The 14,450-nt window shown below is 42.7% G+C and carries 20 protein-coding genes; all 20 read right to left on the reverse strand.

Annotated elements, in window-relative coordinates; translation table 11 throughout:
- Nucleotides 1-26: 26 nt before the first annotated feature.
- On the reverse strand, nucleotides 27-272 hold the full coding sequence (locus JI666_RS07980) for a helix-turn-helix domain-containing protein (protein WP_206890534.1): 246 nt from the start codon (nucleotides 270-272) through the stop codon (nucleotides 27-29).
- The gene (locus tag JI666_RS07985; RefSeq protein ID WP_206890536.1) at nucleotides 269-415 is read right to left on the reverse strand and encodes a YvrJ family protein; all 147 of its coding nucleotides are present in this window, start codon (nucleotides 413-415) and stop codon (nucleotides 269-271) included. The genes JI666_RS07980 and JI666_RS07985 overlap by 4 nt, the downstream gene beginning before the upstream one ends.
- On the reverse strand, nucleotides 412-975 hold the full coding sequence (locus JI666_RS07990; protein ID WP_206890538.1) for a sigma-70 family RNA polymerase sigma factor: 564 nt from the start codon (nucleotides 973-975) through the stop codon (nucleotides 412-414). The genes JI666_RS07985 and JI666_RS07990 overlap by 4 nt, the downstream gene beginning before the upstream one ends.
- 156 nt (nucleotides 976-1,131) lie before the next feature.
- On the reverse strand, nucleotides 1,132-1,566 hold the full coding sequence (locus JI666_RS07995; RefSeq protein ID WP_206890540.1) for a YaaR family protein: 435 nt from the start codon (nucleotides 1,564-1,566) through the stop codon (nucleotides 1,132-1,134).
- Nucleotides 1,563-2,078, reverse strand: coding sequence for a DUF6115 domain-containing protein (locus JI666_RS08000; RefSeq protein WP_206890542.1), 516 nt, complete (start codon nucleotides 2,076-2,078; stop codon nucleotides 1,563-1,565). Before JI666_RS08000 ends, JI666_RS07995 begins: the two co-directional genes overlap by 4 nt.
- A gap of 15 nt (nucleotides 2,079-2,093) precedes the next feature.
- A complete protein-coding gene (locus JI666_RS08005) occupies nucleotides 2,094-2,879 on the reverse strand; it encodes a FliA/WhiG family RNA polymerase sigma factor (protein WP_206890544.1) in 786 nt (261 codons plus the stop codon).
- A 26-nt stretch (nucleotides 2,880-2,905) separates the two neighbouring features.
- Nucleotides 2,906-3,769 carry a MinD/ParA family protein gene (locus JI666_RS08010; RefSeq protein ID WP_206890547.1) on the reverse strand — a complete coding sequence of 288 codons (864 nt, stop codon included), beginning with the start codon at nucleotides 3,767-3,769 and terminating at the stop codon, nucleotides 2,906-2,908.
- Nucleotides 3,762-4,943 carry a flagellar biosynthesis GTPase FlhF gene (flhF, locus tag JI666_RS08015; protein WP_206890550.1) on the reverse strand — a complete coding sequence of 394 codons (1,182 nt, stop codon included), beginning with the start codon at nucleotides 4,941-4,943 and terminating at the stop codon, nucleotides 3,762-3,764. Before flhF ends, JI666_RS08010 begins: the two co-directional genes overlap by 8 nt.
- Nucleotides 4,940-6,973, reverse strand: coding sequence for a flagellar biosynthesis protein FlhA (flhA, locus tag JI666_RS08020; RefSeq protein WP_206890551.1), 2,034 nt, complete (start codon nucleotides 6,971-6,973; stop codon nucleotides 4,940-4,942). Before flhA ends, flhF begins: the two co-directional genes overlap by 4 nt.
- A 2-nt stretch (nucleotides 6,974-6,975) precedes the next feature.
- Complete coding sequence (flhB, locus tag JI666_RS08025) at nucleotides 6,976-8,076, reverse strand: flagellar biosynthesis protein FlhB (protein ID WP_206890552.1); 1,101 nt, start codon at nucleotides 8,074-8,076, stop codon at nucleotides 6,976-6,978.
- A 4-nt stretch (nucleotides 8,077-8,080) separates the two neighbouring features.
- Nucleotides 8,081-8,857 carry a flagellar biosynthetic protein FliR gene (gene fliR / locus JI666_RS08030; protein WP_206890555.1) on the reverse strand — a complete coding sequence of 259 codons (777 nt, stop codon included), beginning with the start codon at nucleotides 8,855-8,857 and terminating at the stop codon, nucleotides 8,081-8,083.
- A 2-nt stretch (nucleotides 8,858-8,859) separates the two neighbouring features.
- Nucleotides 8,860-9,129 carry a flagellar biosynthesis protein FliQ gene (fliQ, locus tag JI666_RS08035; protein ID WP_048311296.1) on the reverse strand — a complete coding sequence of 90 codons (270 nt, stop codon included), beginning with the start codon at nucleotides 9,127-9,129 and terminating at the stop codon, nucleotides 8,860-8,862.
- Nucleotides 9,130-9,140: 11 nt separating this feature from the next.
- On the reverse strand, nucleotides 9,141-9,824 hold the full coding sequence (fliP, locus tag JI666_RS08040) for a flagellar type III secretion system pore protein FliP (RefSeq protein ID WP_206890563.1): 684 nt from the start codon (nucleotides 9,822-9,824) through the stop codon (nucleotides 9,141-9,143).
- Nucleotides 9,825-10,412 carry a flagellar biosynthetic protein FliO gene (locus tag JI666_RS08045; RefSeq protein ID WP_206890570.1) on the reverse strand — a complete coding sequence of 196 codons (588 nt, stop codon included), beginning with the start codon at nucleotides 10,410-10,412 and terminating at the stop codon, nucleotides 9,825-9,827.
- Between the two features lie 18 nt (nucleotides 10,413-10,430).
- Nucleotides 10,431-11,558, reverse strand: a complete 1,128-nt coding sequence (gene fliY / locus JI666_RS08050; RefSeq protein ID WP_206890572.1) for a flagellar motor switch phosphatase FliY — start codon at nucleotides 11,556-11,558, stop codon at nucleotides 10,431-10,433.
- Complete coding sequence (fliM, locus tag JI666_RS08055) at nucleotides 11,548-12,531, reverse strand: flagellar motor switch protein FliM (protein ID WP_206890574.1); 984 nt, start codon at nucleotides 12,529-12,531, stop codon at nucleotides 11,548-11,550. Before fliM ends, fliY begins: the two co-directional genes overlap by 11 nt.
- 20 nt (nucleotides 12,532-12,551) lie before the next feature.
- Entirely contained in the window at nucleotides 12,552-12,752 is a 201-nt protein-coding gene (locus JI666_RS08060; RefSeq protein WP_206890576.1) for a flagellar FlbD family protein, read from the reverse strand.
- A gap of 37 nt (nucleotides 12,753-12,789) precedes the next feature.
- On the reverse strand, nucleotides 12,790-13,587 hold the full coding sequence (locus JI666_RS08065) for a flagellar hook-basal body complex protein (RefSeq protein ID WP_206890585.1): 798 nt from the start codon (nucleotides 13,585-13,587) through the stop codon (nucleotides 12,790-12,792).
- 73 nt (nucleotides 13,588-13,660) lie between these two features.
- Nucleotides 13,661-14,029, reverse strand: a complete 369-nt coding sequence (locus tag JI666_RS08070; protein ID WP_206890586.1) for a TIGR02530 family flagellar biosynthesis protein — start codon at nucleotides 14,027-14,029, stop codon at nucleotides 13,661-13,663.
- Nucleotide 14,030: 1 nt separating this feature from the next.
- A complete protein-coding gene (gene flgD, locus JI666_RS08075; RefSeq protein ID WP_206890587.1) occupies nucleotides 14,031-14,450 on the reverse strand; it encodes a flagellar hook assembly protein FlgD in 420 nt (139 codons plus the stop codon).

The raw sequence follows: 14,450 nt of genomic DNA on the forward strand, positions 1-14,450 counted from the left end.
TACGAAATCAAAAAGGAAAAGGTTTCCTACCCTTTCCCTTTCATCCCCTTGATAAATTGCTCGAAGTTCGGCACATCCTCTATGCTGTACTTCTCGACTGCTTCTAGAATTTTCACGTAAAGCTCCTGCCTTAAATCATCACGATAGTCATAAGACGTCTGCCTGAGCTCCGCTTCAATCTTTTTCTCAAATTGACTGAAAATCAGCTCTAGCGCTTCTTCCTCATTTTGTTTCGCTTGCTGTAAAAGTGTATATAACCTCGCGTTCGTCATCTCTTTTTATCCAACTCCTGCTCAGAAATAGCATTTGTTAAATCATCAATTTTCCTCTCAAGTCGAAAAAGCAAATACAGTGAAACAACGATTGGGAACCCTAAATCACCTATCATGGCGTTAATTACGTTTGTAACGGTCATCGTATGCTCTCCTTTCGTACTTCTCTTAGCTTCTCAAGTGCTCGCTTTCGTCTTCTGCTAACAGCCTGCTGTGATATGCCTCTGGCCTCGGCGATTTCCGTATCGCTCGTTTCTAAACGGTAAGAAAGCTCTAATACTTCTTTTTGCTTTCCTGTCAGCCTTTTATAAGCAGAATAAAGAGAGCGAGACGTTAGCTGTTCTTCAAATCGAGCGCCTTCTTGAATATCCTCACTGCTGACCAGCTCAATCCACGTACTTCCTGACTCTCCTACAGGCTGATCAAGCGTTAGTGGATAACGAAGATGCTCAAGCCTCCGCTTACGATCGAAATTAATGGCTGTGTAGCGGATTAATTTCGTTAGATATGCAATAAAACGAATTTCAACATAATACATGTGGAACAGTGTATTTAAATTCATCAGCGCTTTCTGACTAGGGTCCAGAAGAGCCTCCCTAAAACTTGTCCAATGCACGTCTTCTTGAACGAACGATTTGAAAAGGAGGTTTTCCTTCAGTTCCTCATACGCTTTCGTCGTTATAAATGGACACTTGTTCATCATCCTCACCTCTCCCTTCTCTGTATGTAGGATAGAAAGTATCCTGGATGGCGAAAATCACAACCACTAATTCGAACGTATGTTCTTATTTCTATTATAGAAAAAACTCATGCTTTTTAACATGAGTCAATACTTCCTTTTTTTATTAGGTCAATCGTACTAGAGTGAAAGGTCAATGAGCATCCCTTTGATTTCACCGATTAGCGACAGCAAATTGACACCTTCCTTCTCTTTTTCAAGGATTTCTTCCTGCAATTCAACAAGCTTGTTCTCAACGGTTTCAACGAGCTTAAACGTTCGACTTCTACCAAAACGATCTGTTGAATTCCTCTCAGATAGTGTCAAACCCTGGTTGACAGCTTCTTCAAGAAACTGCTTTACCATTCGCTTATAAGCCGTTAGGTTCTGAAAGGTCCGTTCTTTGCTAAGGACTTTACCTTGTTCATCAATCTGATTGAGAAGACGCTCTAGTGCCATGCCTTTTAGCTCTTTCGACGCTTCACTCATAACAGATTGAAAACCCTTTTGTACATTACCCTTTGGCATGTCTTTCTTAAAAGGATCTAGAGTTGAATGACTCTGTTGAATTTTCATCGCTGTAGAGACCTTCCGTGCATGTTTACGATAAGCTCAATTTCACCTGTTCCACAATTAAGAAGTCTTGCGATATCATTTGCTGCAAATCCCTGTTGATACAGCTGAATCGCTTTTTGGTTGCGTTCGTTTTTCGCTGACGGATGCTGAATAATCATTGGGCTTCTCGGTTCAGGTTGCTGCGATTGAACTGGTTGCTGCGGGTAGTGAAATGACTCCTGCTGCGTCGGCTGTGTATACTCTGGTTCCTGCCGCGGTTGCTGAACAGGCTTTCCGGTCTGCTCAAGTACACGAAGACGAATGTCGAGCTGATTCTCCCGCTTCTCCACAAATGTTTTTACCTGAGTCATCAGTCGATCATTTTCAAGTTCGAGCTGTTCAATATACTCCTCCATACTTGATGCAACTTCTTCTCTCACTTCAGAGCTTTTGGACTGCTTTAAGTAAAGGAGTACGATGCATAGAAAGCTAACGAGATGAAGGGCGATACTTATGAATATGAATGGATACATCCTAAATCACTCCGATTACATGGATTGAACATGTTCTTTATTTGCTCGCAGTACACCCTTCATACGAAGGAGGGCTCTTGAATGAAGCTGAGAAATTCTGCTTGTCGATAAATCTAGAATTCTAGCAATCTCTGTGAGGGTTAACTCCTCGAAATACACGAGCGATACGACTAGCTTCTCTTTCTCAGGTAGTCGATCAATTGTCTCAGCCAATAGTTCTTTAATGAAGCGCTGATGCAAATGCTTCTCAGGAATGTCTGCCCGTTCGTTCTCAATGACACTATACCGTTCGATCTGCTGCTGGTCGTCATCGTGAACGGGTTCATCTACCGATATCATTGTAGAGAGAGAGGCGTCTTGAATAACCTGCTGAACTTCACCTACCGTCATATCAAGGTAGTTTGCCACATCCTGATCACTAGAGGAGGTTTGATTTTTCTGTTCGAGCACAGCATAAGCTTCTTCAATTCTGCGAGCTTTGTCACGAACCGATCTTGGTACCCAATCGTTTTGTCTTAATCCATCAATAATAGCACCTTTGATTCTCCAGCCTGCATACGTTTCGAACTTCAAATCACGTTCAGGTTCAAATTTACCTAGCGCATCTAGAAGTCCTTGATAAGCAAAGCTACTAAGATCGTCACGCTGAACAGAAGATGGAAGTGCAGCTGCATATCGTTGTACGGCAAAATCTACGAGTGGGCGATAGAGAGAGACCAGTCGATTCCCCGCCTCTTCATCTTTATCTTCCTTCCATGCCCTCCAGTATTCAATTGTTTCTTCTGTCATTTTGGATTTCATGGGATTCACCACCTGTACATTTCCCGTTATTTGTGAAACAGCATTTTCGTAAGGAACCCCTTTACACCTAGCTTATAAGTGGAAGGGAGATCTAGATACGTATGAACTAATTGAGTGATGGCTTCTGATGCTTTGGCGTTTGGATATTCTAGTAAGTACGGTGTTTGAGCCATAACTGCTTTTCGAACCATCACATCATCTGGAATCCAACCGAGTATATCAATCGTTTTATTTAAGAACTTCTCAGACGCTTGCTGAAAATTATACGCCGTTCGCCCTGCTTCTTGATCACTAAGCGCTCGATTAACAATCAACTTAACGGGTAGCTTTTGATCTCTAGCATGAAGTGCTTTAAGAACACCATAGGCATCTGTAATCGATGGTGGTTCTGGGTTAATGACGAGAAAGACATCATCAGCTGCTTGAAGGAACCTCATTCCTTCTTCAGATAAACCAGCTCCAGTGTCTAAAATAATATAATCAACCATTCCCTGAAGAACGTTAAATTCTTTGAAAAAGTGATTAAGTTGTTCGCCATCCAGTGAAAACACTTTACCAATTCCGTTCCCACCCGAAATATACTGAAGCCCGTTTACACCTTTTTGAATAACCGAATCAAGCGTTAAGTTCTTCTCAAGCATAGAAACAAGCGTTTCCTTCGGTGTAACTCCCATTAAAACATCAATGTTTGCCATGCCTACGTCTAAATCAAAAATCATCACTTTCTTATCCAGTGCAGCTAGGCTTAGGGCAAAATTCAATGAAACATTCGATTTGCCAACCCCACCTTTACCACTTGTAACAGCGATCACTCTCGTGCGTCTTAACTTATCTTCTGGCTGAATTCGTTTCATTACCTCTTGTCGGAGTCGATTCGCTTGGTCAGCCATACACTTTTTCCTCCGTAACTAAATTGAGAAGGAATTCAGGTGTTGTTTTGACCATATCATCAGGTACGTTTTGTCCTGTCGTCACAACGGTAACTGGTAACTTGTAATCTTCCATTAAGTTGAAAATCGGTCCTCTCACAGTTGTTTCATCCATCTTCGTCATCATGACCTCTGTGATTCCAAGCGGTTGGAAATTATCAGTAATCGATTTCATATCTGCATAACGATGGGTGAGACTTAGAATAAGATTAATTGAAATATCTTGATCTACTAGAAGCTGCTCTAGCTGACTAATAAACTTGTATTGCTGGTAGTTGCGTCCAGCTGTATCCATCAGAATAATATCGCACGATGCAAGGTTCACGAGCGCCTGCTCTAGTTCCTCTGGTGATTGTACGACTTCTAGTGGAATTCCTAGAATGTCCGCATATGTTCTAAGTTGATCGACTGCAGCGATTCGATACGTGTCAGATGTAATTAAACCAACTGATTTACGCTCTTTTAATAGAATATCGCCAGCAAGCTTTGCAATTGTAGTCGTCTTACCTACACCTGTAGGTCCTACAAAGCATCTAATTCTTTTGTTTGTATTTCCTATATTAGGATAATTCTTCATCCGTTTTGAGAATTCCTGTCTCATCCAGTCAAAAGTATCTTCTTTCGTGTATCCTGGCATCGACTTCGCTCTAATTAATAGCTCTGCCATGACACTGGATCTAATCGAATTCGTATACTCCTGTTCTTCAAGATAGGAATTAACAGGCTTCAAGAACTTTGGCAACCGCTCATTCTCCATCATTTGCATCATGATTTCCTTCATCGATCTGAGCTCACCGATCACATCAACTTCATCCCGCTCATATTGCATCGGTGGGATTTGCTTTTTAGGCTCTTCGAATTTCGGCTCCGCTTCCACTTGAACGACTTTCGGTGTTTCCTCACGTCGCTTTTTCTCAGACTGAAGAAGCGTTGCGAACTCCTCTGTTTCCTCTTTCGCTACTTTCTTTTCATCGAGCGCAGCAAGCACTTCAAGTCTTTGCTTCTGAAAAAAACCAAAGAATCCGCCTACTTTTACTTTTTTCGTATTTAAAATAACAGCATCCTGCCCGAGCTCTTTACGTATCAATGGCATCGCTTCTCGCAGGTGGGTCACAACATAGCGTTTAATCTTCATGGTAGATTAATCACTCCTACACTCTGGACTTCTACTTCAGGTTCTAGTTCACTGTATGAAAGAATCATCAGCTCCGGCATGTAGCGTTCAAGAAACTGACGTAAATACATTCGAATCGCAGGTGACGTTAATAGAATAGGCTGGATACCCGACTGCTGCAGACGGTTCACCTGTTGAAGAACTTCCTGGTAAATGGTTTGTGATGTTTCAGGATCTAATGCAAGATAGCTCCCTTGATCGGATTGCTGAACGGATTCTGCAAATCTCTTTTCTAGCCGTGCTCCTGCAGTTAACACTTTAACAGGCTCTCCAGGAACTGCGACCTGTGAAGTGATCTGTCTTGATAGCGACTGCCGCACGTACTCAGCAAGCACGTCCGTATCCTTCGTTCGAACTCCGTTATCTGCTAGTGATTCGAGAATCATATCAAGCGACCTGATGGATACTTTTTCTTTTAAAAGCCTCATCAGCACTTTTTGAACATCGCCGATGGTAAGGATATTCGGAATCAGTTCTTCTAGTACGGCTGGAGAAGACTCCCGGACGTTATCAAGTAAATGCTTCACTTCTTGACGACTTAGTAATTCATGCGCATGTCGTTTAATGACTTCAGTTAGATGTGTTGAAACAACAGAAGGCGGATCAACAATTGTATAACCTGATAGCTCGGCGCGATCCTTCATCTCCTCTGTTACCCAAAGAGCTGGCAATCCGAAGGCTGGTTCAACTGTCTCAATACCAGAGATAGATTCATCGTCAAGACCGCTACTCATTGCAAGGTACTGATCTAAAAGCACCTCACCACCTGCTACACGGTTTCCCTTAATTTTAATCACGTACTCATTCGGTTCGAGCTGGATATTATCTCGAATCCGAATAACAGGAACGACAATTCCAAGTTCAAGCGCAATTTGCCTTCGAATCATAATGACTCGATCAAGGAGGTCCCCGCCCTGCTTCTGATCAGCGAGTGGAATTAATCCATAACCGAATTCGAACTCGATCGGATCAACTTGGAGAAGGCTCGTCACACTTTCAGGCTTCTTCATTTCCTCTACTTCTTCATCGCCAGCTGCCGTTTCTGCTTCTTCTGCTTGAGTAAGGTTTTTCTGCATCGTCCAACCGGCATAGACGAGTAAACCTGCAATCGGAAACGTAAGCAGTGGATTGATCGGTGTTGCGACGCCAAGAAGTCCAATCACAGCTCCTACAACGTATAGAAGCTTCGGATAAGCAAAGATTTGGGCCGTAATATCTGAGCCTAGATTTCCGTCTGATGCGGCACGCGTTACAACAATACCTGTTGCTGTTGAAATAAGCAGTGCAGGAATTTGACTGACAAGACCATCACCGATTGATAGTAGCGTAAACGTCGTTGCCGCGTCGCCAACGGGCATGCCGTGTACGACCATTCCGATGATTAACCCACCGATAATGTTGATGAGTGTAATCACAATCCCTGCGATTGCATCACCTTTGACGAACTTACTCGCCCCATCCATCGCACCGTAAAAGTCAGCTTCTCGCTCGATTTTCTGTCTTCGTTCTTTAGCATCTCGGTCCGAAATCATCCCGGCATTTAAGTCAGCATCAATACTCATCTGCTTCCCTGGCATCGCATCAAGTGTAAAGCGAGCCGCAACTTCCGCCACTCGTTCGGACCCTTTTGTAATAACGATAAATTGAATAATAACAAGAATAAGAAACACAAGGAGTCCGATGACAACACTGCCGCCAACTACGAATGAGCCGAATGTTTCAATGACCTGTCCACCCGTTTTGTTCGTAAGAATGGATCTTGTAGTTGATACGTTCAAACCGAGTCTGAACAGCGTTGTTAATAGCAAAAGTGACGGAAAAATCGAGAATTGTAGCGCTTCTTTCGTGTTCATCGCGACGAGAATAATTGTTAGAGCGAGACTAATGTTCATCATAATAAGGAAGTCGAGGAGCAGCGGAGGAAAAGGAATAACCATCATAATGACAATCATGATGACGGAGACAAGTACGGCGTAATCTTTGATTTTCATGGTTAATTCCCTCCTCCTGGGTAGCCTTTAATGCTGTAGACGTAAGCAAGAATTTCAGCAACTGCTTTGAACAGATCCTCAGGAACACCGTCACCGATTTCTACCTGGTGATAGAGCGCTCTTGCTAACTGGACATTTTCAGTTGTAATAATGTCATGCTCTTTCGCTTTTTCCTTAATTTTAAGAGCAACGTAATCCATTCCTTTTGCAACGACAGTCGGCTTGTCCATTTCATTTGGATCGTATTTAAGCGCTACTGCAAAGTGCGTCGGGTTTGTGATCACTACATCCGCACTGGGAATTTCAGCGATCATTCTATTCACCCCAAGCGCACGCTGCTTCTCTTTCATTTTCGATTTAATGAGCGGGTCACCCTCGCTCTTTTTATATTCATCCTTAATGTCCTGTTTTGACATGCGGATGTTTTTTTCAAAGTCATATTTCTGATAAACATAGTCAAGTAGCGCCAGAAATAGAAGAAGAATTCCAACGGATAACCCCGTTTGTACGATTAGTGAGCCAACGAGTGATATGGCGTCTCCTATCGACTTCTGAGAAATTAGCATCACTTCTTCACGTTTGTTCCAGAGGACTGTGAAGGTGACGGCTGAGATAAACGTAATTTTAATTAATGATTTAAGAAGCTCAACAAGCGTTCTTGCCGAGAAAATCCGTTTTGCCCCTTTAAGCGGGTTAATTCGTTCGAGCTTTGCTTGTAGTGGATCTGTGGAAACTAGAAAACCAACTTGCATATAGTTTGCGACAACGCCCATAACGAGTGATATGCCCATTAACGGAGCGGCAATCACGGCTGCCTGCCAAACATTTTCTTTCATCATAAGATCAACATTCTGCTCTGTTAATGTCCAATTGGCAATATAGACAAAATTGCTTCGAATCATCGTTTGAAGGCCCTCAATGATCCATTCTCCTAGAAAAGACATAAAGAGGAAGACGCCGATCATCATAAAAGCAGATGGGATTTCAGCACTTCTTGCTACCTGCCCTTTTTTGCGAGAATCCTGTCTTTTCTGTGGTGTTGCTTTCTCCGTCTTTTCCTGCGAAAAAAACTGAAGGTTCATTTTCAAACGAGTTGTACGCATCGTGCTACCCACCCAATATTTGTATAAGCTGACCCATTGTATCGATCATTTCACGGAAAACGCCTCTTAATAGAAAGAAGAACGTTGGAATCGTAATGAGAATCAGAACAAAGCCGACAAAGATTTTCAGTGGCAGTCCAACAACAAAAATATTAACCTGTGGCACAGCTCTTGCGAGAAGACCTAACGCAACATCTACTAGAAACAGCGATGCAACAATCGGTAGTGCAAGTTGAAATGCCGAGAAAAACATGCCTGAGAAAACTTCCGCTATGAATCTTGTAAGTGACTGACTATCAGCCTGCGTTAGTAGGGCATCTGCAGGAAGAAGTTCATAACTTCTAACAAGACCATCTAGCATCATATGATGACCATCAACCGAAACGAGAAACAGTAGGGCTAGCATATACTTAAAGTTACCGATGATTGGAACCTGAGCTCGCGTCTGTGGATCAATAACGTTTGCCATCACAAACCCCATCTGGAAATCTATGAAAGCACCTGCAACCTGAACGGTATAAAGAATAAGGGACGCGATAAAACCAAGTGAAAGTCCAATAAATAATTCTTTAAGGATGTAGATCACAAATGCTAGATCAAGTGCGAGGTCCGTCTCTGCTCCGAGTCCAGCTGTAACGATCAGTGCGAAGAAAAAGCCTAGACCCACCTTGAAGCGGTTTGGAACACTTCTTGTTGAGAACACTGGTGCTGTAATGAAGAAAGACGTCGCCCTCATAAATACGAGCAAAAATAACGGTAGGGCATTAATGACACTTTCCATCGTTACCCGATAAACCTGTACAGGTTCTGATACAAATTCGTCGTGTAATCAATTAACGTTGTTAACATCCACGGTCCAAACAGAATGATCGTTAAAAGAACAGCAATAATTTTGGGAATAAACGCGAGCGTCTGCTCTTGAATCTGAGTCATCGCCTGAAATACACTTACAATCAATCCAACTCCAAGTGCAATTAATAGGAGCGGAGCTGAAACAATAATAACAATATAAACCGCATCTTCTGCGAGTGAAATGACCATATCTGGCGTCATCGTCGGCCTCCTTAGAAGCTTAGTAGAAGTGATTCGACAACTAGATACCAGCCATCGACAAGCACAAATAGTAGAATCTTAAACGGAAGTGAAATCATAACTGGTGGAAGCATCATCATACCCATCGCCATGAGCGTAGACGCTACAACCATATCGATAATAAGAAACGGAATAAAAATAATAAATCCAATTTGAAACGCTGTTTTCAATTCCGAAATTGCAAACGCTGGTACGAGCGCCGTTAGCCTGATCTCTTCTACAGACTCTGGCTTTTCAAGCTCCGCGTATTTATAGAATAGGGCAAGGTCTTTCTCTCGCGTATGCCCCGCCATAAATTCCTTAATAGGCAGTTCTGCGGCATCTAACGCTTCCTCCTGCCCAATTTCTTCATTCAAGTAAGGCTGAAGCGCTTCACTATTAATCTCAGAAAGAACGGGCGACATAACAAAAAAGGTAAGAAATAGCGCCAACCCTACTAACACCTGATTTGGTGGCATAGATTGTGTTGCTAGTGCCGATCTGACGAATGACAGGACAACAACTATTCTCGTAAAACAGGTCATGAGAACAAGAATAGCAGGGGCAAGTGACAGTACCGTTAGAAGAAGAACGAGCTGAACGGTAACCGAAACATCTTCTGTCGCATTAGAGCCAAAATCTAGTCCAGGGATCGTTAAGTTTATGAGTAAATCCATTTACTTATCGTCCCTTCCATCATCGTCATCCCAATATCTCGTCCGCTTGCTTCTCTGTCGCTTCAAGCTTGCTTGCACCATATCCTGAATACCGGTCTGCTTGTTATTCATAAACGAAAAGCTCGTTTTCTGATCTTCAGCAGCTTCCAGTATGTTTTTCACTTCTTCTTCATCATGAATTTCTTTTAGAAGATTAACCGTATCACCAACGCCAATCATATAAAGAGAGTTACCAACCTTTACCATTTGCACAGACTTGTTATTTCCAAGCGGCGTTCCACCAATTGGTGTGAAAACCGAATGGTGCTGAAGCTTATGCTGTCGCTTCGATAGAAATCGAATAAGCAAATAGATCAGCCCAACAACAACAATCGTATAGAATACTAACTTGATCAGAAGGAAGAAAATATTCGTATTTGCACTTTCCACTTCTGCTGGCTTTTCTTCCTGGCTAGGCGCATTTCCGTCTTCCGTCAGCCAGTCTTTAACACTTCCATCTCCATCAGTCGCTGCCCCTATTTCCTCTGGCGCAGCTAGCAAAAAGCTGAGCAGCAGGAGTGTCATGATGCCTAAAATAAGCTGTCTCACTCTTACACACTCCTTGATCTACCGCAGCTTAGATAACCGTTCCGCTGCACTAAGAATATCTGTTACTCTTACACCGAAGTTCTCATCGATGACAACAACTTCACCTTTCGCGATAAGCTTATTGTTGATTAGAATATCAACAGGTTCCCCTGCAAGCTTGTCGAGTTCAAGAATCGATCCATGTGATAATTCGAGAATGTCTTTCACAATCCGCTTTGTACGCCCTAGTTCTACCGTCACTTGAAGCGGAATATCAAGGAGCATATTGAGATTTCTTTGTTCACCATATGGATGATCGGCTTGACTGAAATTCGTGAATTGAACGTTCTGAATGTTCGGCTCAGGCTCACTTACTCTAGATGCGAATGGCTTCTCCCGCTCAGTCGATTCTTGTTGTTCTTCTTGTTGATCTTGGTATGGTTTTTGTTGCAAATCGGGTTTCTGCTCCTTCTGCGATTCTCTTTCGCTTTCCTTTGCTTCTGCTGCACGAAGTTCTTCTTCACTTACAAGCAGTTCACTCATCTGTTTCGCCACCGAGGCAGGCATCACGTGATGCACGACGGTTTTCACAATGGATCCAATGGAAAGTTCAAACGATACATCGATATAAGCACCCTCTTCAGACCCTTCAATTAGCACAGAGTTACTTGGTTCAGAAACAACTTGTAAATTGGTGAATGTGCCAGCAAATGATGAGCCTGAAGCCATGCTCAAGCCTTTATGTACACTTTCCATCATGCCTGTCACAACAGAAGTGAGGCTTTTATCAACGCTTGCTTCTTCCTCATCTCCCTTTGCAACAAGCCAGATATCAGCCATATCCTGAGCATCAGGGGGATTCAACATGAAAATCGCTTCACCAGAGGCTGCTCCTTCATAACGAAAAGACGCTTCTACGTAAGGAAGAGCTAACCCATTTTGAAATGCCTCATTCTCTAACACGTTCATCGTCACATTGGATACGATAACTTCTTGCATGAAAACAGAAGATAACGTTGTGGTCAGACTTCCCATCGAAACACTAAACAGTTCACTAAGTGCTTCCTTCTCAATCGATTGAAAATTCACGTCAAACTCCTCCTTTCCTGCTGCAGTCTCTTGAAACAGCGCATTAAGCTCTCCCTCTGACAGGCGATCATCCGTCATTGCCTTTGTCCTCCTCTTCTTCCTTCACTTCTGTAATTTGTACGGCCATACGACCTTTCGACGTTCCTGGCTGTCCATGGAACTTCACGCGGTTGTCGACCTTAACAACTAACGGATCGGTTACCGTCTGATCTAGCCGAATCACATCACCATCTTCAAGATTCAAAAACTCTTCAATCGTGATTTCTGAATGACCAAGCTCAGCAATAATCCCTAAGTTCGTTTTCTTCAATCGCTTTTCGAGCTCTTTACTTTCCTTAGGCTCTCGATCTTTCTTTTGATTGGAAAGCCAGTGATGTGCAGAAAGTCTTGGCATAATCGGCTCAAGTACCACATGAGGAAGACAGAGTCGAATATCTCCGCTCACGTCCCCAACTGTCACATTCAACGTGACGGTAACAACCGTTTCATTCGGAGAAACAATTTGCAGGAAGTGCGGGTTAACCTCTAGCTCCTTCAACTCTGTTTTCAGCTTCAATACCGAAGTCCAGGCATCCTGAAAACTTTCAAGAATTTTACTGAAAATACGTTCAATAACCATTGTCTCAATTTCAGTTAAATGCGTAAGCTTATCTGGCTGACCTCCCTGACCACCGAGCATCCGGTCAAGCATGGCATAAGCGAGTTCCGGTGCTACTTCAAGCACCATTTGGCCTTGAAGTGGCGAAGCGACAAAAAGGCTTAGAATGGAATTATCGGTAATGGACTTAACAAATTCCTCAAATGGCATTTGCTGAACAGAATGAACGGAGGCTTGAATAATCGTCCGAAGCTGTGCTGAAGAATAGGTTGTCATCAGCCGTGCACAGTTCTCGTGAATTCTTGTAAGAATGCGAATATGGTCCTGCGAAAAGCGAAGCGCTCTTTTGAAATCATACGTTTGAACTTTTCGTTCACTCATCGGCTTCTGACCTTTATGGTCTATCGCAGCCAGAAGCGCATCCACCGTTGCCGGTGATAGCATATCAGACAAACTCGTCACCCCCGTTCGTTCTACTGTTTATTCTTGTCTAACATGTTAATATCTCGATAAAAGTCAGTGATCAGCTGCTTCACTTCTTCCACTGATTCTGTGACAACATACCGCTTTCCGTTCGTAAGTAGAATCATTGTGTCTGGCGTTGATTCAATTGTTTCGATGTAAATAGCATTCAACATCATCGATTCCCGATTTAATTTCGTTAACGTAATCATATGTATAGAGCGGGCTGAGAACCCCAGCCCTTACCCCCTATCGTTTTAGGTTGACGATTTCTTGAAGCATTTCATCTGAAGTTGTAATCACACGTGAATTTGCCTGGAAACCACGCTGTGCTAGGATCATCTCTGTGAATTCTTCTGTTAAGTCGACGTTAGACATTTCGAGTTGGCCAGAGATGATACGAGATGCTTCCGGAATATCTTGTAACCCTCCAGACTTCCCTGTTAACCGATAAAGAGAGCCACCTATTTTTTCTAAACCTGATGCATTTTGAACGGTTCCTGTTTTTAGTTGAACAGTCGTTACTTCTTCAGTGTCGCTACTAACGTAAGTCAAAATGCCATTACCATCTATACTTACTATTTTAGAAATATCATCGATCGGTACACCTGCTTCATCTACTGTTCCACCCACAGGTATGGCAAGAACTTCTTGTCCTTCTGTCGTTACAAGCTTCCCTGATGTATTACCAGCGTCATCTTCTTCAACTTGGATTTGAAAAGCTGCTGAGCGAGTAAGATATTCATTGTCTCCGCTCCCAACTACAAAATATCCTTCTCCCTGAAAACTTAAGTCTGTCTTATTACCAGTAGTTATCGGAGATCCAGAAGTATGAATTGTATTAATAGATGATATGGAAGAACCAAGACCTACTTGAGTTGTATTAACAGAATCTCCGCCCATATTTTGACTGAGCAAATCTTTAAACATTACCGTACTCTTTTTGAAACCAACAGTATTTACGTTTGCAATATTATTCCCGATTACATCCAGCTTCGTTTGAAAGCCTCTCATTCCTGCAACGCCTGAGTACATGGATTTTAACATTTAGAATTCCCCTCTCGATTATGTCGCTGCTTCAATCGGTCCACAGCGATCGGCCTCCTGCTCGGTCCAGCCTTTATAGAATTAGTGCTGAGTCAATGTTTGTGACGATCTGGTTTTCCATGCTGTCCTGTTTCATCGCGGTAATGACTTTGTTATTCTTCACGCTTACGACAAATGCGAGGTCTTTCATCAACATGAGTGATTCTTTCGATCCTTTTTCTCTTGCTGATGCTACTCCCTCATTCAGCTTTTGAAGCTGGCTGTCAGAAAGTGAGATACCATGCTGTTCTAATCGAACTTTTGCGTGGTGACTGAATGATACTTCCGACTGGAGCGTTTGTTTAAGCTGATCCGCAAAAGATGTTTTGGATGTTTGTTGATTATGCGCTGTTTTCAGCGTTTGCTTTGGATAATACACCTGATTAACTTGAATGTTTGCCATGCTATTCCCCCGTTTCGATGCGCTCTAAGAGGGAGATATCGATCTGTTTGCCATCATCGAGTTCAGCAAGGACTTTACCTTCTTTGGACACAACAGCCTGTACCTTACCAGAGACAACTTGATTGTTTTCTGACCACTCGACACTTTTTCCAATTAGATGCGCATGATCAGTCATTGAGCTTTGTAGCTGGTTATTAAAAAATTTAGTCATTGAACTGTTCATGTTTGTCATTTGCTCTAGTGAGCTAAACTGTGCCATCTGTCCAATAAATTCTGTGTCCTGCATGGGCTTCATTGGATCTTGGTTCGAAAGCTGTGCAACTAGAATTTTCAAAAAATCATCTTTTCCGAGTATTTCCGGTGACTGTGCTGTCTTTTGCTGTTGTACAACTGATGCAGATGTTACCGAGCCAGTATTCAT

The organism is Bacillus sp. NTK071, from assembly GCF_017303315.1.
Taxonomy (GTDB): Bacteria; Bacillota; Bacilli; order Bacillales; family Guptibacillaceae; genus Guptibacillus.